Annotated in this window: 12 protein-coding genes and 1 pseudogene; 8 read left to right on the forward strand and 5 right to left on the reverse strand. The window is 70.5% G+C overall.

From position 1 onward, the window contains the following. Positions 1–30 precede the first annotated feature (30 nt). The 3 genes from ACEN9N_RS27365 to ACEN9N_RS27375 all read left to right on the forward strand — a co-directional run bounded on the left by ACEN9N_RS27365 (position 31) and on the right by ACEN9N_RS27375 (position 9719). Positions 31–2055, forward strand: a complete 2025-nt coding sequence (locus ACEN9N_RS27365) for a CHAT domain-containing protein (RefSeq protein WP_495654972.1) — start codon at positions 31–33, stop codon at positions 2053–2055. Between the two features lie 139 nt (positions 2056–2194). Next, a complete protein-coding gene (locus ACEN9N_RS27370) occupies positions 2195–3904 on the forward strand; it encodes a ShlB/FhaC/HecB family hemolysin secretion/activation protein (RefSeq protein WP_495654973.1) in 1710 nt (569 codons plus the stop codon). A gap of 7 nt (positions 3905–3911) precedes the next feature. Continuing rightward, a complete protein-coding gene (locus ACEN9N_RS27375) occupies positions 3912–9719 on the forward strand; it encodes a two-partner secretion domain-containing protein (protein WP_495654974.1) in 5808 nt (1935 codons plus the stop codon). Positions 9720–9729: 10 nt separating this feature from the next. Here ACEN9N_RS27375 and ACEN9N_RS27380 read toward each other — a convergent pair whose 3' ends face one another. Next, positions 9730–10362, reverse strand: coding sequence for a cysteine hydrolase family protein (locus ACEN9N_RS27380; protein WP_495654975.1), 633 nt, complete (start codon positions 10360–10362; stop codon positions 9730–9732). 100 nt (positions 10363–10462) lie between these two features. Between ACEN9N_RS27380 and ACEN9N_RS27385 the strand changes: the two are divergent. Further along, positions 10463–11417 (forward strand): annotated as a pseudogene (locus ACEN9N_RS27385) (GlxA family transcriptional regulator). 26 nt (positions 11418–11443) lie between these two features. Here the strand turns inward: ACEN9N_RS27385 and ACEN9N_RS27390 are convergent. From ACEN9N_RS27390 to ACEN9N_RS27405, 4 genes are all read right to left on the reverse strand, one after another. After that, positions 11444–12313, reverse strand: coding sequence for an FkbM family methyltransferase (locus ACEN9N_RS27390; protein ID WP_495654976.1), 870 nt, complete (start codon positions 12311–12313; stop codon positions 11444–11446). A 132-nt stretch (positions 12314–12445) separates the two neighbouring features. Beyond that, positions 12446–14419 carry an ATP-binding response regulator gene (locus ACEN9N_RS27395; protein WP_495654977.1) on the reverse strand — a complete coding sequence of 658 codons (1974 nt, stop codon included), beginning with the start codon at positions 14417–14419 and terminating at the stop codon, positions 12446–12448. Next, positions 14416–15483, reverse strand: a complete 1068-nt coding sequence (locus tag ACEN9N_RS27400) for an ABC transporter substrate binding protein (RefSeq protein ID WP_495654978.1) — start codon at positions 15481–15483, stop codon at positions 14416–14418. The genes ACEN9N_RS27395 and ACEN9N_RS27400 overlap by 4 nt, the downstream gene beginning before the upstream one ends. 155 nt (positions 15484–15638) lie before the next feature. Next, complete coding sequence (locus ACEN9N_RS27405; RefSeq protein ID WP_413315278.1) at positions 15639–17528, reverse strand: ATP-binding response regulator; 1890 nt, start codon at positions 17526–17528, stop codon at positions 15639–15641. 161 nt (positions 17529–17689) lie between these two features. Here ACEN9N_RS27405 and phnD (ACEN9N_RS27410) point away from each other — a divergent pair, with 161 nt between their 5' ends. The 4 genes from phnD (ACEN9N_RS27410) to ACEN9N_RS27425 all read left to right on the forward strand — a co-directional run bounded on the left by phnD (ACEN9N_RS27410) (position 17690) and on the right by ACEN9N_RS27425 (position 20683). Beyond that, complete coding sequence (gene phnD, locus ACEN9N_RS27410) at positions 17690–18724, forward strand: phosphate/phosphite/phosphonate ABC transporter substrate-binding protein (RefSeq protein ID WP_413315277.1); 1035 nt, start codon at positions 17690–17692, stop codon at positions 18722–18724. Continuing rightward, positions 18724–19800, forward strand: coding sequence for a phosphate/phosphite/phosphonate ABC transporter substrate-binding protein (phnD, locus tag ACEN9N_RS27415; RefSeq protein ID WP_495656427.1), 1077 nt, complete (start codon positions 18724–18726; stop codon positions 19798–19800). Before phnD (ACEN9N_RS27410) ends, phnD (ACEN9N_RS27415) begins: the two co-directional genes overlap by 1 nt. Before the next feature lie 157 nt (positions 19801–19957). Next, the gene (locus tag ACEN9N_RS27420) at positions 19958–20146 is read left to right on the forward strand and encodes a hypothetical protein (RefSeq protein ID WP_495654979.1); all 189 of its coding nucleotides are present in this window, start codon (positions 19958–19960) and stop codon (positions 20144–20146) included. Between the two features lie 231 nt (positions 20147–20377). Continuing rightward, positions 20378–20683, forward strand: coding sequence for a hypothetical protein (locus tag ACEN9N_RS27425; protein ID WP_413334891.1), 306 nt, complete (start codon positions 20378–20380; stop codon positions 20681–20683). Positions 20684–20760: the final 77 nt, after the last annotated feature.

Below are 20760 nucleotides of genomic sequence, written 5' to 3' on the forward strand. Positions count from 1 at the left end.
CAGCAGCAGCAACGTCCAGCAGTGCCGGCGGTGTCGTCGAATGCCGAAGCCGCAGCCAGCAAGATGGAGCAGGCCCGCCTGGACGACACCGACACCTTGCTGGCATTGACCAGCGAGGGCGCGGTGCTCTACGGGCAGGACGCGGTCAAGCTCTCGGGTTACCAATACTGCAGCCAGGCCGTCGCACTGGCGGAGGCCGGCGAGTTCCGCCAGAGCGTGCGCGCCGCGAGCAAGGCGCTGCACCTGGCCAACGCCACCAACGATCCGAACCTGATGGCCATGGCCAACCGCGACCTGGCCATCGTCTACAGCTACTCGGGCCAGCTCGAGAAGGCCGAGGAGTTCGCACGCGAAGCGCTCAAGCACCCGGCGCGCGATCCCAAGCTGGTGGTCGGCCCGGTGCAGAAAGTGATCGGCGACGTGCGCACGCGCCGCGGCGATTTCTCCGGCGCGGTGCTCAGCTACGACGAGGCATTGGCCAACAGCTCGCCGCGCTATGCACCGCTGGTGCAGGCCTCGCTGGTCAATGCGCTGATCGAATCGGGCGACCCGGCGCGGGCACGCGAAGTGCTTGGTGCCATGGCGCCGCCGAAGGACGCACCGCTCACCGCGCAGCTCGACCGCACCCGCGCGCGGCTGCTGCTGGCCGAGAACAAGCCCGCCGAGGCGCGCGACATGTACCGCGCACTCACCGCGCGGCAGGTCGGCGCCGACACCGAGTACTACCGCCTCTGGGCCTGGGACGGCGTGGCGCGCAGCGAACTCGCGCTGGGCCAGAAGCAGGCCGCGGCCGAAGCCGTGGGCCGCGCGCTCGGCGACGTCGACAAGGTGCGCGCCAAATTCCGCAGCGAGGAATTCAAGATGGGCCTGTTCTCGGACCTGCAATCGGTGTTCGAGCGCGGCGTGGCCATCTACAGCGACGCGGGCGATGCGCGCCAGGCCTTCGAGGTGAGCGAGCACAGCCGCTCGCGCGCATTGCTCGACGCGGTGCGCGGCCGAGCCAAGATCAACGAGCAGGCCGCCAACACCGTCGATCTCGCCGCGCTGCAGCGCATGCTGGCACCCGACGAGCGCGTGGTGCAGTTCCACTCGCTGCCCGACCGCCTCGTGGTGTGGGTCGTGAGTTCCGGCGACATCACCGAGAAGACGGTGGCCGTGAAGCGCGACGACCTCAACGAGCTGGTCGAGACCTTCCGCAATTCCATCGTGCGCGGCCGCCGCGCCGCCATCACCAACGCAGACAAGCTGGGCGCCGCGCTGCTCGGGCCGCTCGGCCTCGCGCCGGGGCAGCGGCTGATCGTGGTGCCGCACGGGCCGCTGCACTACCTGCCGTTCCAGGCGCTGCGGCTGGATGGCCGTTACGTCATCGAGAAGCATCCGGTGGCCGTGGCGCCGTCGATCAGCATCGCCGTGCAGCTCGCGCAGCGCACGCCGCGCGTAAACGCGTCGCTTACCGCCTTCGGCAATCCGCGCATCGAGGACAAGTACGACCTGCCCGGCGCCGAGACCGAGGTGAAGCAGCTCGCGCAGCTGTTCCCGCGCAACACCGTGTACATGGGCGCGGCCGCCACCAAGACGCAGTTTCGCGACGTGGCCACGCGCTCGCCGCTGATGCATGTGGCGGCGCATGCCGAGGCCGACGCGGTCGATCCGCTGTACTCGCGCATCCTGTTGGCCAACGAAGGCGGCAAGCAGAATTTTCTGGAAGCGCACGAGATCCTCGGGCTGCCGATGGACGGCACCGCGCTGGTCACACTGTCGGCCTGCGAGTCGGGCCTCGGGCGCATCGCACAAGGCGACGAGGTGCTGGGCTTCACGCGCTCGTTCCTTTCGGCCGGCAGCTCCAGCCTGATCGCCTCGCTGTGGCCGGTGTCGGACGACGCGACCGCGGTGCTCATGAGCACGCTCTACGGCGAGCTGGCCAAGGGGCGCGACATCCAGAAGGCCATGCAGGCCGGACAACTCGCGGTGTTGAAGGACCCCAAGATGTCCCATCCCTTCTTCTGGGCGCCGTTCAACCTGATCGGCAACTGGCGTCTTACGGTGGGGGGATGAGATGACGTGCCTTGTTTTTGAAGAGCGCTGTTTGGGGGGCGATCACGCCGACGGTGGACATTCGCGGAGGGGAGTACCCGGTGGCCTGTGCACGCACCCCGAACAGCCAGCAACGCAACGCGCAACGGAGCACTGACATATGCGCGCCAGTCAACGCCCCACCCCGATTGCCTTCGCAGTCACAGCCTTGGTCAGTGCAACCTTGCTGGTCGCAGCCGAGCGTACGCACGCGGCCGATACCAACACTTTGCTGTCGACCCAGGACCCCTGCGGCACCTGCGACCGCCCGCTCGCGCAAGCCCCCACCGGTGCCGTCGCACCGCAGAGCCTGCCCGCGCCGCCGCGCCCCGCCGGCTCGACGTTCAGGCTCAACGACTTGCGGCTCAACGGCGTGAAAGCGCTGAGCAACGAAGAACTGCAATCCATCACCGCCCCCTACATCGGCCGCGACGTCACGCTCGGCGATCTCGAAGAACTCGCAAAGGCCATCACCGCACGCTACAAGGAGCGCGGCTACTTCCTGGCGCAGGCCGTGGTGCCGGTGCAGACCGTGCGCGACGGCATCGTCGAGATCAGCGTGATCGAAGGCCGCCTCGGCAAGGTCGACGTGGTGGTCGCGCCCGATGCGCCGACCAGCGAATCGCGCGTGCGCGGCTTCCTCGCGCCGCTGCAGCCCGGCGAGGCCGTGAGCGCGCCGGCTTATGAGCGCGCCATGCTGCTGCTGTCCGACCAGCCCGGCGTCAAGGTGTCCTCGGGCTTGCAGGAAGGCTCGCAGCCCGGCACCACCGACCTGTCGGTGGAAGTGGTCGCCGCGCCGCGCTGGGCCTTCACGGCCGAGGCCGACAACCACGGCACGAAGGAGTCGGGCCGCTACCGCCTCGGCGGCACGCTGCGCTGGGCAAGCCCCTTCGGCATCGGTGACAACCTGGACCTGCGCGCCATGGTCTCCAACGGCAATGCGCTGCAGTTCGGCCGCGTCGCCTACGAGGCGCCCATCGGCAGCAGCGGCCTGCGCGTCGGCGTGGGGCTGGCGCGCGTCAATTACGAGCTGGGCGGCGAGTTTTCGGAGCTGGGTGCACAGGGCAAGGCCGACGTGTTCGACGTCTCGCTGAGCTACCCGCTCATCCGCCAGCGCCAGCAAAACCTCTTCCTGCGCCTGTCGGCCGACAGCAAGAAGCTCACCGACGAGTACACGGCGGTCGACTTCTCGGCGCGCAAGCGGGTGCGCGGCTTCGGCCTGGGCTGGACCTGGGAGCGCCGCGACGACTGGCTGGGCGGCGGCTACTGGGCCAGCACCGGCACGCTCTACCACGGCAGGCTCTCGATCCGCGATGCCGACAGCCTGCAGACCGACCAGGGCCTGGGCGGCCACCGCACCGAGGGCGGCTTCACCAAGGCCACCTTCCAGTTCTCGCGCCTGCAGGGGGTGCTGCCCCGGCATTCGCTGTACCTGGCGCTGGGCGGCCAGTGGGCCAGCAAGAACCTCGATGCCTCGGAGAAGCTTTCGCTGGGCGGCGCGCGTGCCGTGCGCGCCTACCCCTCGGGCGAATTGCTGGTGGACCAGGGCCTGATCGCCACCGTGGAATGGCGCTGGTCGCTCGACGCCGAGTTCACGCCCTTCGTGTTCTACGACGCGGCGCACGGGCGCCAGATCAAGAACCCCACGATCTTCGACGCCAGCCCCAATTCGCGCAGCCTGCGCGGTGCGGGCATCGGCCTGAGCTGGACGCGGCCCGGCAACTTCACCATCAACGCCACGCTGGCCTGGCGCGCCGGCACCGACCCCGCGCGCACCGACGGCGGCGGGCACAACCCGCGGCTGTACGTGCAGGCGCAAAAGACCTTCTGAGGGCACCATGAGAAACCGTGATCTTTCCGCGAAGGCCCTGCCGCGGCACTGGCGCCTTCAGCCGCTGGCGCTGTCGCTGGCCTGTGTGGGCATGGTGCCGGCCTGGGCGCAGCTCAGCCTGCCGACGGGCTTTCCCCAGAGCGGCGCCGTGGTGTTCGGCAATGTGAACGTCGGCCCCAATGGCACGGCGACCAGGCAGACGCTCAACCAGGCCACGATGAACGCGATCGTCAACTGGCGTGCGTTTTCGCTGGCCGGCGGCAATACGCTCAACATCAATCAGCAGATGGGCTCCGCGAGCGTGATGCTCAACCGGGTGGTGGGCACCGGCGGAGTGATCGAACAGTCGGTCATCAACGGCACACTGTCGGCCAACGGGCATGTGTTCGTGGTCAACCCCTCGGGCATTCTCTTCGGCAACGGCGCTCAGGTGAACGTCGGCGGGCTGGTGGCATCCACGCTGGACATCAGCGACAGCCAGATCGCCAAGGACGTCAGCGTGGTGGGGAAGGGCAGTCAACTGTTGTTCGGTGGTGGTGTCAACGATGCCACCAGCACCGCGCGCGTGATGGTGCAGGACGGCGCGGTCATCCAGGTCGGCCAGGGCGGCACGGCCGGGCTGATCGGCGCGCTCGTGCGCAACGAGGGCCAGATCAGCGTGGCGCAGGGTTCGGTGGGGCTGGTGTCGGCCTCCAAGGTGACGCTGGACTTCCAGGGCGACGGGCTGACCCGGTTCACCGTGCCCGCCGACGGGCTGATGCACATCGACCTTGGCGCGGTGCAAACCACCACGACGGGCCCGGATCCCCTTCTCGACGCCAGCACCACGGCACAGGTGATGAACGGCCCGGCCGTGGGCAGCGCGAACGCGAGGTCCGGCACCATCGCCGCCGACGGCGGCCGCGTGGTGCTGGTGGGCGCTTCCGACTACGGCCAGCTGGTGGTCAACCAGAGCGGCACCGTGCAGGCGCGTTCGCTGGTCAACCGGGGCGGCGAGATCGTGCTCGAGGGGATCGGCTCTGCCTTTGTCTCGCGCGCCGGCGTCGCGACGAGCGGCACGCTGGACGCCAGCGCGGCGGAGGCCGGCGCGGCCGGCGGCACGGTGCGTGTGAGCGGCGGCAACGTGCAGATTTCGGGCCAGCTCACGGCCCGCGGCCTGGGCAGCGGCGCCGGCGGCACGGTGACGACGGAAAGCGTGGGCGCCGGCCTCGGCGGCGACCGGCTGGTGGTGGACGAAAACACGGTCGTCGATGCCAGCGGCGGCGCCAGCGGCCAGAACGGCTTGTGGGAGGTGAAGTCCAGGATCGACCTGGCCGTGACGAACAACCTCGCGGCCTACACCGACGTCTCGGCGGTCAGCGACAAGGCCATCGGCGGCGCGCTCGGGCGGGGCACCGATGTGAGTGTCACGAGCGAGGCCATGCGGCTGAACACGGAGCCGGTGGGCTGGACCCGCAGCGGCAACGGCGTGAGCATCGATAGCGGGGCGCAGATCGTGAAGAACGGCGACAGCCGCGCCACCACGCTCGCGGTGAACTCGGGAACCAACATCGGGGTGTCCGGCAGCATCCTGTCGAACCAGAATGGCCCGCTGAACGTCGATCTCAACGCCGACGCCTTCGGGGGGCCTTTGCCCGACACGGCCACCACCGGCCGCGCCGGAACCATCGTCCTGAGCGGCGCGACTGTCCAGACCGACGGCGGCAACATCCGCCTCTATGGCCAGAGCGACGCGGAGAACGGACGCGCCATCGGCAGCCTGATGGTCGGAGGAATCTCCTCCGGCCTCGAAGTCGGCCCAAGTCCTGCCACGCAGCCCGTGGCAGCGATCCTGCTGGCCGACAGCAAACTCTCCACCTGCGCCGTGAGTCCGGGCGAAGCCTGCGGGGGCAGCGGCAGCATCACGATGCGCGCGCAGGGCGACACCAGCGCGGGCGTGGCCACCGGCGCCACCACGCTCCACGTCAGCCATTCGGGCATCGACATGGTCGGTGGTTCGATGACCACCGGCGCCGGCGCGATCAATCTCGACGGACGCGGCGGCATCGGCGCTTCCGGCCTGTCGCTGTCGCCCTCGGCGCTGGGTGGGGCGCCCACGCTGACCTCGGGCAGCGGCACCATCACGCTGGCGGGCAGTTCGCGCAGCCCGGCCGGCGCCAACCCGACGGGCGCCTACTACGGCTACGGCCAGGGCGCGGGCCAGGACCCAGGGCTGGGCGCCGGCACCGGCGTGGTGCTGTCGGGCGCGGCCATCAGCACCGGCGGCAGCGTGAGCATCGCCGGCCAGGGCGGCGATCTTTCCGGGCTGCGCAACGACCTGGGCCTCATGGGGGTGCTCGGCGGCGTGACGGACAGCGGCGGCACCGTCATCGGCTCGCACTTCGCGGCGGGCGACGGCACGGCCATCACCGACAGCAGCATCCAGGCCGGCCAGGGGCAGACGCTGAGCGTGACCGGCACCGCGGGCAGCCAGGGCTTCCAGGTCGTCAACGACGCCAACGGAACGCCCGTCATCACACCGGACACCTTCGATGCCTGGGCGGTCAACGTCGCCGGCGGCCGAAGCCTGGTGGCGCACGGAGGACAGGTGAGCATCGGCGCCGGCCTCGGCGACGTGCGCCTGGCGGCCACCGGCTACGACCAGCCGCTGGTCGACGTGTCGAACGACGCCGGTGCCGGCGGGACCGTCCACGTGACGGGGCGCAACATCCTGGTTGCCGCCCAATCCGACCTGCCCCGCGCCATCGACGCCAGCGGCTTGACCGGCGGCGGCAGCATCGACCTGCACGCGGTGGCCCAGGCGGACGTCATCCGCAGCGGCGTGGCGGTGGTCGAGGGCGGCGCCGTCCTGCAGGCCAATGCCCTGGGCAGCGGCAACGGCGGACGCATCACCGTCTTGGGCGACAACTCGATCCGGGCCCTCGGCAATTTCGAAGCCAGGGGCGGCAGCGCCGGCGGCAACGGCGGCACGATCGAAACCTCGGGCGGCTCGTTCGACCTGAGCGGCATCCGCGTCGATGCCTCGGCCCCTGCGGGCCAGGCGGGCCGTTGGATCATCGATCCCTACGACGTGACCATCGCACACGGGACGGCCAGCGGCTCGCTGCCCACCAATCCCTTCGAGCCGGTGGCCACCTCGACCATCCAGGACGGCGACATCAACAGCGCGCTGAACAGCGGCACGAGCGTGACCATCACCACGGGCAGCGGCGGCACGGACGCGGGCGACATCCGCTTCGGCAGCGGCATGCTGATCGAGCGAACGGTGGGCAGCGCGCCACTGGCGTTCGAGCTGGATGCGGCGCACTCGATCGGCGACCGTGTCTTTTCCAGTGCGTATGTGGCGCCCATCATCCGCTCGACGACGGGGCCGATGGACGTGATCTTCAACGCCGGTTCTGCCGGGGCGCTCGAGGGCTACGTCCATTACTTCGGCAATACGGGGGCCGATCAGGCCGTCATCTCCACCAACGGGGGCCGCGTGCTGGCGCACGCCACGGGCACGGGCTATGCCGAAGTGGTTTTCAATTCCGCCAGCATCGACACCGGCGGCGGCGAGCTGCGCCTGCTGACGGACGGGCCAAGCACCACCCAGTTCGTCGCGCTCAGCGGCGATGTGCACACGCGCGGCGGCGGCGTGACGCTGGACTCCGGCTTCACCGGCGGCAGCCCCGCGTTCAGCGACATCAACATCGATGTCGACGGCACCATCGACACGGGCGGCGGCGCGGTGTCCATCCACGCGCATGGCGTGGGCGGAATCTACGATTCGGTGACCAGCAGGTTCAACAACCGGATCATCACCAACGGCGGGGCGGTGTCGATCCTCAACGGACAGACCGGTGCGCCCTCGGGTTTTGTCCTGCTGCAGGGCACCCAGATCGACACGCGCGTCGGCCAGTCCGATGCGGGCGCCGGCGGCGCCGTGAGCATCGCCGGCGGCGGCGTGAGCATCAACGGAGCGCGCATCGACAGCGCCACCGGCGACGTGACCATCACGGGGACCGGCGGCACGGGCCAGAGCGGCAGCGCGGTGCAGCTGGACTCCCTCTTCCTGAGGGCCGTGGGTGTCCCGGTCTCCACCGCCATCTCGACCACCAGCGGCAACGTGCTGATCCGGGGCGTGCAGGACTTCGACCGCGGCTCGAACGCGTCCTTTGCGACGCACGGCGTGCTGGTCACCGGCGGCAGCAGCATCACCACCGGCGGCGGCAACATCGCGCTGCAGGGCCTGTTTGCCAGCGCGCCGGTCGACGGCACCGACAGCGGCGTGCGGCTGGAAGACGGCGCGCGCCTGGCCACCACCGGCGGCGGCAGCATCGAGCTGACGGGCAGCTCCCTGCAGGGCACCCCCGGCGTATCGATCCAGCCCGGCATCTCGTCGTTCACCGGCGATCCCGGCGCGGTGCCGCAGGTGCAAAGCAGCGGCAACCTGGTGCTGCGCGCCAGCAACGACGGCAGCGCGCCGGCCCTGGTAATCGATGCGCCGGTGAGCGCCGCCGGCGTCATCAACCTGCGGCCGGGCGGCATGGACGGGGCGCTCAACGCCTACGACGCCACGAGCACCGGCATCACCGTCGGAGGCGCGGCGGGGCCCGGGTTCACGCTGTCGGATGCGCTGCTGTCGCGGTTGAGCGCGCCGACAGTGGTGGTGGGCAGCAGCACGCACGACGGCACCATCACCGTGGCCGGCCCGGTGGCGACCGGCGGCGCACTCACGCTGCAGAACGAAGGCCAGGGCGACGGCACGGGCGGCATCGTGCTGAACGGCGCCGTCACGGCGGACCGCCTGGGCCTGCTCTCGGCCGGCGACATCACGCAGACGGTGAAAGCACCGATCACCGCCCAGCACCTGCTGGCGCGCTCCAGCCGCGGCAGCGTGCTGCTGGACCAGGCAGCCAACAACGTGAGCGAGAACACGCTGGGTGGCGGCGCTGCCGGCGCCTTCCGCTATCAGGACGTGGATGGCGTGCGCGTCGGCGCGCTCTCGGTCACCGGCTTCGACGCCGGGACCAACCAGCCGCAGGTGGTGTCGGCCACCTCGATGGCCGCCGACACGGTGTTCGTGCGCACGCTCTCGGGCGATCTCACGCTGGACACCGCCGTCACCAGCACCTCGGGCGCCGACCTGGTCGCTGCGTCACGCTTCCAGAATGCGGGCGGCGGCAGCGTCGGCGGCGCGCCCTGGCGCATCTGGGCCGACACCTGGCTGGGCGAGTCGCGCGGCGGCATCGCCGGCTCGGGCGCCACGCCCAACCTGTACCACTGCGCCTACCTGGGCCTGTGCACCGTGAGCATCACGCCGGGCGACAACCACTTCATCTACGCCCAGCAGCCGCGGGCCACGGTGGTCATCGGCGACGCCAGCCGGCCCTTCGGCATGGCCAACCCGCCCTTCGGCTTCACCATCGGCGGGCTGATCCTGGGCGACGGCGCGGCCGGCTTCCTGGGCACGCCCGCGAGCTCGGCGGGCGCCTTCAGCCCTGCGGGGCGCTATCCGATCACCGGCAGCTTCACTTCGGCGGCCGGCTATGCGGTGGACGTGGTGCCGGGGACGCTGACCGTGACGGCGAACCTGCGCCGGCCGGACTTTCCGAGCGCGGACCTGGTGCGCGAGCTGCCCAACACCAACACCTACACCTTCGACCGCAACCTCGGCGCGCCGCCGATCTGCTTTGCCACCGGGCCGCTGGAGGGCGACCGTGCGCAGCAGGGCGGCGACCTGCTGGCGCGCGAATGGTCCCGCGTGCGCTCTCGGCCCAACCTGCTGAACTGCGTGGACACCGAGAAGCGCAACGGCTGCGCGGACTTCTGAACGAAGCCGCTCAGACGCCGAGTGCGCGGCGGTTGGACATCACGACGTTGTCCTTCGGGATCGCCTGGCCTTCCTGCATCGCGGCGATCCATGCCGCGGTCGTGGTCACGGCCGCGAAGTTGCTGTGGAACACCACGCTGAAGACGCGATGGATCTCCTCGGCCGTGACCTTGCCCGCGGCGTTCTCGTACGGCAGCGCGCCGCTGGCGTCGGACAGGAACTCCACGTTCAGGCCGCGGTGCATGGCCTCGTACACGGTGGAGGCATCGCAGTTCTGCGTCATGTAGCCGGCCACGCTCAGCGTGTCGATCTCGTGGCGCGCGAGCCAGTCGGCGAAGTCGGTGCCGGTGAACACGCTCGGGAAGCTCTTGGTGACGAGGTGGTCGCGCGGCCGCTTCGCGATCTCGGGGTGCAGCTGGCCGTTGTGGGTATCGGCCTGGAACACCGGCGCGCCCTTGGGGGCATGGTGGCGCACCACGACGACGGGTGTGCCGGCGGCGAGTGCCGCGTCCATGGCCTTCGTCACGTTCGGCAGCGTGTCTTCGATGGGCGGGTACTCGATCGGCAGGCCGCCGCCTTCGAAGTATTCGTTCTGCACGTCGATCACGACGAGGGCGCGGCGCGGGGCGGTGTTGCTGCTCATGAAAGGCTCCTTCTCTTGTGTGGTTCGGATGGCCCGATTCTTCGCTGTTGCGCAGTCCGGAGAAAGTGGCCCGAAAGCCATTCATCGATAAGATCGGGCCATGCCAGTGCCAGCCACCGAAACCATCGCCGTCGTCGCCTTCGACGGCATCAGCCCCTTTCACCTGTCCGTGCCGTGCATGGTGTTTGGCGAAGACCGCACCGAGAGCGGCGCACCGCGCTTCCGCCTGCGGGTGTGTGCGCCAGAGCCCGGCCCGCTGCAGACCAACGCGGGCTTCACGCTCGGGGTGCCGCACGGGCTGGAGGCCATCCGCCGCGCGCAGATCGTGGTGGTGCCTTCATGGCGCGACGACGGCAGCGCGGCGCCGCCCGCGTTGATCCGCGCGCTGCAGGCTGCGCACCGGCGCGGCGCCACCGTGGTCGGCCTGTGCCTGGGGGCCTTCGTGCTGGCCGAGGCGGGCTTGCTCGACGGCCGGCCCGCCACCACGCACTGGAAGCTGGCTGCGGCCTTCGCGAAGCAGTACCCGCAGGTGCGGCTGCAGCCCGAGGTGCTGTACGTGGACGATGGCAGCGTGCTCACCTCCGCCGGTACGGCCGCGGGCATCGACTGCTGCTTGCACCTGCTGCGCGTGCGCTACGGCGCCGAGACGGCCAACCGCGCCGCACCGGCAGGGCGGGCAGGCGCAGTACATCGAGCAGCCCGTGCCCGCCGCGGCCGAGCGCGATCGCCTTGCGCCACTGCTGGAGTGGCTGGGCAAGCACCTCGATACGTCGCATGAGCTGGACGACCTCGCGCGGCGCGCGCTCATGAGCCGACGCAATTTCACGCGGCGCTTTCGCGAATCCACCGGCACGACCGTGGGCCGGTGGGTGCAGAACCAGCGCCTCGCGCTGGCGCAGCGGCTGCTGGAGACCACGGACCATCCGGTCGAGCGCGTGGCGACCGGCGCCGGCTTTGGTTCGGCGGTGTCGCTGCGCAAGCATTTCACCACCGCGTTCAAGGTGTCGCCGACGGCGTATCGCCGGCAGTTCTCGCGGGCCGAGACGACGGCCTGAGCCCTCGCTGCTTGCTGCTCAGCGCTTTAGTGGGCCGCCGGCGGCAGGGCCGCGCGCGCGGCCAGCCGCAGGTAGCGCGCCTGCGTGCCTTCGGCCAGCGCGCCGCGCTGCTCCAGCAGCAGCACGCAGCGCAGCGCCAGGTCGAAGGAGCGGAAGCACCAGTGCGCCAGCATGGCCAGGTGCTTGAGCTGTGCGTCGCTCATGGCGTCGGGCCGCGTGATGTCGCGCACGTAGACCAGGTCGGCTTCGAGCAGTTGGTGCAGCGGCTGGCACGGATCACCGTTGACCACGCACGGCGCCACCGGCCAGTGCTTGAGTTCGGCCAGGCAATGCGGCAGGAAGCCCTGGCGGCGCAGCTCGAGGTCAATGTCGCCGATCGATGCCTGCCCCTGGTAGATCGGCACGAACGACACCTCGGTCTGCACCGCGACGGCCTGCGCCAGCCGGACCGCGCCTGCGCGCAGCACCGCCAGCTCGCTGCCTTGCGCGTCGATCTTCAGGAAGTCGAGGTGCTCGACTTCTTCCATGTCGTCAAGCCGGCGCGTCTGCACCGCAACGCGCGCCACCACCTGGGCCATCGGCCGCAGCAGGTCGAACAGCGCGAGCGCGGCCGGGTCGGGTTCGAGCAGGCTGGTCATGCCGGGAGCGGCGCACACGTGGAGCGTGTGTGTCCGGCCGTCGCCCACGGCCCACGGGAAGTAGCGCTCCATCGTGCCCCGCCGCCGCCGCAATGCGCGCAGCGCGTCGGGCTGCGGCTCGAAGCCGGTCACGCGGCACTGGCCGGCCGCCAGCATCGCGCGGTAGGGCGGCTCGCCGTCGATCGGGTTCGCGCCGACGTCGACCACCTGGGTGGGGCGATCGAGCGCAAGCAGCCTGGCCAGTGCTTCGTCGTTCATGCCGGTGGACCGCCGCGCGCCGCCTCGGGCTTGAAGCCGATGTCGGCGTCGAGCCAGAACAGCGTCACGACGAAGGGACGGATGTCTTTCAGGGCGGCGAGTTCGAGCATCGGCAGGTTTCCTTGAAGGAGGTCAGTTCGCGTGCACGTGCCGCCGCGTGGTCAGCAGCGCGCGCAGCTTGGCCGGCGCAACCGGCTTGGTCAGCAGCATCACGCCGCCCTGGCGCAGCCGCTGCAGCACATCGGGCCCGGTGGCGCCCGACACCAGCACCGCGAGCGCATCGGGCTGCAGGCGCTTGGCGGCGTCGATCACGTCCACGCCGTCGCCATCGCCGGCCAGCTGCAGGTCGCACAGCACGGCGTCGTAGCGGATGTCGCCGGTACCCAGCCGCGCGATGGCCTCGGCGCCGGTGTTCACGCATTCGACCTCGCAGCCCCATTGCGCCAGCAGGGCGCGGCTGCCGTCGAGGATGGCGGGGTCGTCGTCCACCACCAGGCAGCGCAGGCCGGCCAGGGGCGCGGGGGCCTGCTGTGGCGCGTCGGGCGGCGTCACGTCGGCCAGCCGTGCCGCGGGCAGCGTGAAGGCGAAGGTGCTGCCCGCCTGCAGCGCGGAGCGCACGGTGATGCGCGTGCCCAGCAGCGCAGCGATGCGCGCGCAGATGGCCAGCCCCAGCCCGAAGCCGCGGCGCCGGTCGCGCTCGGTGTTGGCCACCTGGTAGAACTCCTCGAAGATGCGGCCCTGGTGGATCGGCGCGATGCCCACGCCGTTGTCGCGCACCTCGATGCGCACGCCGGCCGTGCTGCGCCGCGCGGCCACCAGCACCGTGCCGCCCTCGGGCGCATGGCGCAGCGCGTTGGCCACGAGGTTGCCGACGATGCGCTGCAGCATCGCCGCATCGGTGCGCACGGCCAGGCCGCGGCCGCTCCAGCGCAGACGTACGCGCGCCTGCGCGGCGATGGCGGCATGCTGCGCATCGAGCTGGTCGAACAGCGCGGACAGCGCCACGTTGGTGATCGCCGGGGTCAGCACCTGCGCATCGAGCCGCGAGATCTCGAGCAGGTCGTCGAGCAGCACGCCCATGAACTCCGTGCTCTCCTGCAGCCGCAGCACGGCCGGGCGCTGCGCGGGCGAGGCGCCGGGCAGCAGGCCGTCGATGAACAGGCCCATGGCATGCAGCGGCTGGCGCAGGTCGTGGCTCGCGGCCGCGAGGAAGCGCGCGCGCGACAGCGCAGCCTGCTCGGCTTCGGCCATGCGCTGCAGCGCGACGGCGGTGGCCTCGCGCACGCGCTCCTCGCTGAGCTGGCGGTTGCTCTGCAGGCGCTCGGCGAGGCGATCGATGTCGTGCGCGAGCACCGCGAGTTCGTGCGTGTCGCGCGTGCTGTCCTCGACCACGTCGCAGCGCGCCTCGAAGTGCCCCGACTCCAGCGCGGCGACCGTGCGCGACACGCGCCGCAATGGCCGCGTCACCGTGCGCGCCATGTGCCGCACCGAGGCCCACGCCGCCACCAGCGCGACGAGCGCGATGCCGATGCCCGCGAACAGCGAGCGGCTGCGCTCGCGCGTGTAGGCGGTGGTGTCGCGGAACGTCTGCACCAGGCCGATGGGAGTGTCGCCCCCCGCGGAGGATCCGGCCGGCGCGAAGGCGCTGGCGCGCGAGGCTTCGCGCAGCGTGACCGGCGCGGTGAACATGCGCAGCTGCGCCAGCGGCGGCGTCTTGGGGCCGGCCGTGACGTAGACGCCCGCGCTGTTGCTGATTTCCACGCGCGTCACCTGGCCGCCGCGCAGCGCGGCATTGGCCACGTTCTGCAGCGCCGGCAGGTCGCCGGCATAGAGGCTCAGGTCGGACATGGCCGCCACCTGCCGCGCCACGGCCTGGCCTTCGGCATCGAAGGCATCTTCGAGGGTGTGCAGCCGGTTGTGCGTGAACCAGCCGGTGAGCGCCAGCGCCACCGCCGCGCACGGCACCACGCCAAGGCGGAACAGGTCGTGCTGCAGGTTGCCGCGCACGGTCAGCGTGTGGGGAGACTGGAGCGGCGGCGGTGTTGGGGACGACACCGGCGTCCCCCGGGGTGCTACCGGACCGTGGGAAGGCGGTGCGGTGCTCATCGTGGGGGCGCGAGGCGGTCGGCCAGTTCCCGTTCCTCCGGCAGTCGCAGGCCGAGTCCGCGCGCCACGGTGGCGTTGACGCGCACAGTGGCGGGCGTTGCGGCTTCCACCAGTGGCACGTTGTTGCTGCTGCCGCCCGCACCGGCACCCACGCTCGCACCCGCCACCTTCTGGCCGAGCAGCCGCGCCTGCTGTGCGAGCTGCGACGGCGTCGAGACCGCCGCCGCCAGGCCACCCGAGCGCACCAGCCCTTCGCTGGCGCCGAACACCGGCAGGCCCGCGCCCGCCCCGGCACGAAGCACCGAGAGCGTGGCCGCCTGGTTGTCGCCGATCAGGTCGGGCAGCACCATCAGCGCGTCGCTCTGCGGCACCACGAGGCGCAGTGCGGCGGCGAGCGACCTGGCGTCGGGTGCGTACTCCACGCGCAGCTCCCAGGCCGGGTTCGCGCCCTGTGCCGCGCGCTGCAGCTCGCGCACCAGCGGCTCCGATTCGGGCGTGGCGACCACGCCCACGCGGTGCTGCCGCAGAAGCACCGCGTTGATCAGCGCGAGCTGATCGGCCATGGCCGGGTCGCGCAGCAGCACGCCCACGCGCCGGTCGCCGCGCCGCAGGGCGGGGCTGGCGGCCTTCAGGGTTTCGTACTCGAGCCGGCTCAGCATCGCCAGCACCAGCGGCTCGTGGCCCGGCCGCTCGACGGCGGCGCGCGCGGCGGCGGGGCCGACAGCCATGGTGAGCGGAGCATCGGAGGCGGTGCGCAGCCTGCGCGTGCGCACGCCGGAGTTCGCCGTGCGCTCGGCGTCCGCAGCTTCCGTCGACGCTTGCGGATCGGCGCCGCCCGGCGCGAGTCGCACCAGCTCGAACCTGCCGCCCGGCTCCTGGTCCGCGCGCAGCCGCTGCACGAATTCGGAAGACGCCGCGACGTCGTCGCCCATCAGCACCGTGAGGCTCGCCGCCGTGGCGCTGCTGCCGGCGCCCCAGGCCAAGCCCGCGGCCAGCGCGGCACCGGCCGCGCGGCGCAACCTTCCGTAGAGGGGCGAGAAGAAGGACTTCACGGCAACAAACATGGACTGCTTTCGCAGCGAGGGAGCGATGGTCCAATGTAAGGACGCCCCCCGCTTCGCGCGATAAGGCAGAGGGCTTATGTCAGCGCTGGCAGGCGCCTGCCAGTGTGACGAAACTCACACCATTGCAGCCGCTCGGCCTATGTCCGACGGACTACCTATGCACCTACCATTTGCGCGGCGGCCGCGCGCTGCGCTTGAATGGCCTGGCGCAGCACGCGCGGCGACACCGGCTTGTAGAGCACCGCGATGCCTGCACTCGCCACTTCGCGCAACCGGTCGGGCTTGGTCTCGCCGGTAACGAGCAGGCGCGCGGTACCGGCGCCGATGCCGCGCGGATGGCGCTCGAGCGCGCCGATCACGTCGAGCCCGTTGTCGCCGCCCTGCAGCAGCAGGTCGCTGATCACCATGTCGGGCGGCTGCGCCCAGGTATCGGCGAGTGCCAGCGCCTCGGCGCGGGTCTGCGCGGGCAGCACCTCGGCGCCCCAGTTGGAGAGCACCACCGTCAGGCCCTCGAGGATGGTGCGCTCGTCGTCGATCACGAGGATGCGCACGTTGGCCAGGCTCTCTTCCTCCTCGATGGCGGCAGCGGCGGGCGACACCGCCGGTGCCGGCAGCGCGGGCGGCGCCGAACGCACCAGCACCCGCACGCAGGTGCCCTTGTGCAGCTTCGAGCTCAGTTCGACGCGGGTGTTGAGCAGCTCGGCCAGCCGCTGCACCGTGGCCAGGCCCAGCCCCATGCCGCGCGCGCCGCGCGCCGCCTGGCGGCCGGTGGGCTCCACCTGGTAGAACTCCTCGAACACACGGGCCTGGTGATGCGTGGCAATGCCCACGCCGGTGTCGACCACGTCGATGCGCACGCCACGGCCGCGCCGACGCGCGCCGATCAGCACGCCGCCCTCGATGGTGTGGCGCAGCGAGTTCGACACCAGGTTGTTCAGGATGCGCGAGAGCATCACGTAGTCGCAGCGCACCCACAGGTCGGTCTTGCGCGCCACCAGCCGCAGGCCCTGCTGCTCGGCCACCGGACGGAAGTTGCGGCTGATCTCCTCGAACAGCCGGTCGAGCGGGAAGTCGATCCACTGCGGCTGCAGCACGCCCGCGTCGAGCTGCGACAGGTTCAGCAGCTCGGAGAACAGCCGGTCCAGCGAATCGACGCACTCGCGGATGTGGCCGATGCGCTGCAGCTTCACCGGGTCGGTCTCGCCGTTGGCCAGGCCGTCGGAAAACAGCGTGAGCGCGTGCAGCGGCTGGCGCAGGTCGTGGCTGGCGGCGGCCAGCAGGCGGGTCTTGGCCTGGCTCGCCACCTCGAGCTGCTGGTTCTTGCGCGCCAGCTCGGCCGTGGCCTCGTTGATGCGGCTTTGCAGCAGCCGGTGGCTTTCGGCGAGCGCGCGCGCGGCCTGGTTGAAGCCCTGCTGCAGGTGGCGCACCTCGGACGTGCCCTCGACGGCCACGCTCGCGTCCTCGCCCGCGCCGAGGCGATCGACCGCCTCGCCGAGCGCACGGATCGGCTCGCTGATGCGGCGCGCCGCCCACCAGCCCGCCAGGGCCACGCCGGCGAGGCTGATCGCCAGCACCAGCCCCACGTTGAACCAGACCGAGCGCCGCGCGCTCTGCACCGCGGCCAGGCTCATCTCGACCATCACCTGGCCGGTGTGCCGGCCGTCGTCGCCCACGATGGGCACCACCACCTGCAGGCCGTCGCCGCGGACGCGGTCGACGGTTTCGGAATTGGCCACGATCTCGCCGTCCTCCGTCCAGATCTGCACCTGCTGCACGTTGGGCTGGTAGGTGCCCGACTGGGCGGTGCGCGCCAGCGCGCGGCGGTCCATGCGCGCCAGCGGCGCCTGCGCCACCGTGGCCACCTGCAGGGCCACCGTCTGCGCATTGGCGCGCATCAGTTCGGTGAGATTGCCCAGGTGCTGCCGCGTCAGCACGGTGATTGCCGCGAGCGTGGCCAGCGTTGCCGGCACCAGTGCCAGCAGGATCAGCTGCTGGGCGAAGGTCAGGCGGGCCAGGCCGCGCAGGACGCGGAAGTTCCAGTTCATAAGGGCATTGCAAGCATGGGCGCCGAGCTTAGAGGGGCAACCCGGAACTGGGAAGGCAGGAAAAACATCACGAAACTTGCATGTATTTGATATTTAATGGCGTCCGCGCTGCCCATGTTAGACCCGCCGCTGCGCAACGGCCCTTTGTCCCAGGCCCACAAATGCAGGCTTCCATGCGCCGATTTGCCGATTTGCCAGGCGCCCTCCGTGCGGCGGCGCTGGCATTGTTCGTGGGGCTGCCGCTGTGGGCCTCGGCCCAGGCCGGCGCGCTGGACGGGCCGGTTCGCTTCGGCATCCTGCCGCTTGGAGGCGCCTTCGAGTCGCGCAACGACTGGGACCCGCTGCTGGCCGAGCTGAGCCGCGCCATCGACCGCCCGGTGAGCGTGCTGTCGGTCAACTCGTACGAGGCGCTGGAGCAGGCCATCCAGCGCGACGAGGTCGACATGGCCTTCCTGTCGGGAAAGATGGCGCTCGACGCCGTGACCCAGCGCCGCATGAAGGTGGTGGCGCAGGTGGTGCGGCACGACGGCCTGCCCGGCTACCGGGCGCTGCTGCTGGCGCGCAAGGCGCCGCCCTTCAATTCGTTGAAGAACATGCTGGAGCAGCCGGAGCGCTGGCGGCTGGCGCGTGGAGAGAAGCAGTCGGTGTCGGGCTTCATCGTGCCGCAGCTGCAGCTCTTCCTGCCGAACCACATCGCGATGGAGACGCGCTTTCTCAGCGAGACCGTGGGCACCCACCAGACCAATGCGCTGGCCGTGGCCAACAGCGAGGCCGACGTGGCCACCAACAACTCGGCCGACTTCGAGCGCTTCAAGCTGCGCTTTCCGGCCGAGACGGAGCGCCTGCAGGTGCTGTGGGAGTCGGAGCTGATCCCGCATGCCCAGATCGTGGTGCGCCGCGAATACCCGCCCGAACTGCGCAAGCGCGTGCAGGCCTTCCTGGTCGGCTACGGCCGCGCCAAGGGGCCGCGCGGCGACGCCGAGCGCGCGGTGCTCAAGTCGCTGCACGACCTGGCCGGCTTCGTGGCCGCCGACAACAGCTCGCTGCAGCCCGCGGCCAAGCTGGCCTACCAGCTCGCCAGGCAGAACGCCATGACCGCGCAATGGGTGAACGACGCCGCGCGCCAGGCCCGCCTGCAGCGCATCGAGAGCGGCTATGCGGACCAGGTCACCGTGCTCAGGGACACGACACCGTGATGAAGCCCTTGCGCGCGTTGGTCCCGCCATGGTGGCTGCTGGCTTTTCTGGCCGCCGTGCTTGCCGGGCCCTTGATGGCCATGGCGCAGGGTGCGGGCGCCGCCGCATCGACCGAGAAGACCGACAAGGCCGCCCCTGTGCCGCCGGCCGTCAGGATGATCCGCTTCGGCGTGCTGCCGCTGGGCGGCGCTGTCGAATCGCGCGCGCTGTGGACGCCGCTCATGGCCGACATGAGCCGCAGCCTCGGCATTCCGGTGAGCGCCTATTCGGTGCCGACGTACGAGGAGCTGGACCGTGCCATCGGCCGCGACGAGATCGACATGGCCTTCCTCTCGGCCAAGATGGCGCTCGACGCCGTGATGCAGCGGCGCATGAAGGTGGTGGCGCAGATCGCGCGGCACCCCAGCGTGCCCGAGCACCGCGCCGTGCTGCTGGTGCGCAAGGACGGGCCGCTCAACACGCTCGAAGGCGTGCTCGCGCAGCCCGAGAAATGGCGGCTCGCGCGCGGCGACAGCCGTTCGGTCACCGGCTTCATCGTGCCGCAGAGCCAGCTCTTCCTGCCGCACAACATCGAGATGGAGACGCGCTTTCGCAGCGAGTTCGTCGGCACCCATCAGGCTACCGCGCTGGCGGTGGCGAACGGCGATGCCGACGTGGCCACCAACAACACCACCGACTTCGAGCGCTTTCGCCAGCAGTTCCCGGTGGAAGCCGAGCGGCTGCAGGTGGTTTGGCAATCGGAGCAGCCGCCCGGCGCGCCGATGGTGGTGCGGCGCGACTACCCGCCGGAGTTCCAGGCGCGGCTGCAGAGCTTCCTGACCGGCTATGGCAAGGCCAAGGGCGCGCGCGGCGACGCCGAGCGAGAAGTGCTGAAGACCCTGCGCGCGGCCTACGGCTATGCCGCGGCCGATGACAGCGCGCTGCTGCCCGAGGCCGCGCTCGAATACCAGCTCGGCAAGCAGAACGCCATGGCCGCCGCCTGGGTCAACGACGCGGCGCGCGAGAAGCGCCTGCAGCGCCTCGAGAAGAACTACAGGGAACAGGTCGAGGCATTGCGTGCAGCCGCCGCGCGCTGAGCATCTACGGATGGCCTTTCAAGGCTGATCTCTGTGGTGTGCTCCAGGGCCCGGACCCTGGCCCCAAGTGGGGACCTTGGCCAACCGGCAGCACCTGTCCAAGCCGATATCATGGATCTGGCCTGCCAGGGCAACTGGCCAATCAAGGGAGAGAACGATGTCAACGAACATGAATTCGGCTGCGCGTGCGCAGCATTCGGAGCCCAACATCACTCTGTACGGGCGCATCGCTGCAGATCCTGTCGGCTATGTCAGCTGGCCCACGCCCGACCTGCATTTTTCGATCGTCATCGACGACGCCTACAGCGGCATCACTGTGATCGATGGTCAGCCATCCTTCTTTTGAAGCAGGTAGGCGAAATTTTGGTTTGATCCGATCGAACCGATACACGAACTCGCTTCCTGGCGAGGTGCGCACCAAGATTCCTTTGAATCCCCCGCACAACAGCAGTTCCTATGTTGCAGGCTTGCTCAAGAGCGTGACGGGCTACGTGCCTTTGGTGTCCGTACCTGGATATCAGACGCCAGGTTGGGAGAGCCCCATGCCGGCGCATTACTACAAGGGCGAGGCGATCCGATGAAAACGCGGTGGCGGCTGCCGCTGAACATGCTGGCCTGGACCTTGGCGATGCCCTTGCTCAGCGTCGGCCTGCGCTTCCTGGAGCAGCATCGAATCCTGGCAATGTCGGGGAGTGTGGTGGCGGCGGGAGCGCTTGCGCTCGTGCTGTGGGCCGCGTTGATCTACGCGAGGTGCGTTCCGGCAGCACCCGGGCTTTCGCGCCGCATCGGGTACTTCGTGGCGTTCGTCGCCGCGATGCTTGCGCTGGGCGCGGGAGCCCTTTGGCTGACCTTCTGGGCGATCGTTGCGATCTACGGCCTGTAGCACCCGCCCGGAGGTGCCCGTTCCTTTGCCGGCGCATCTACTCCCTTCGCCGTAGCTCCAAAACCCCGCATCTAGGC

The organism is Variovorax sp. Varisp46 (assembly GCF_059491885.1).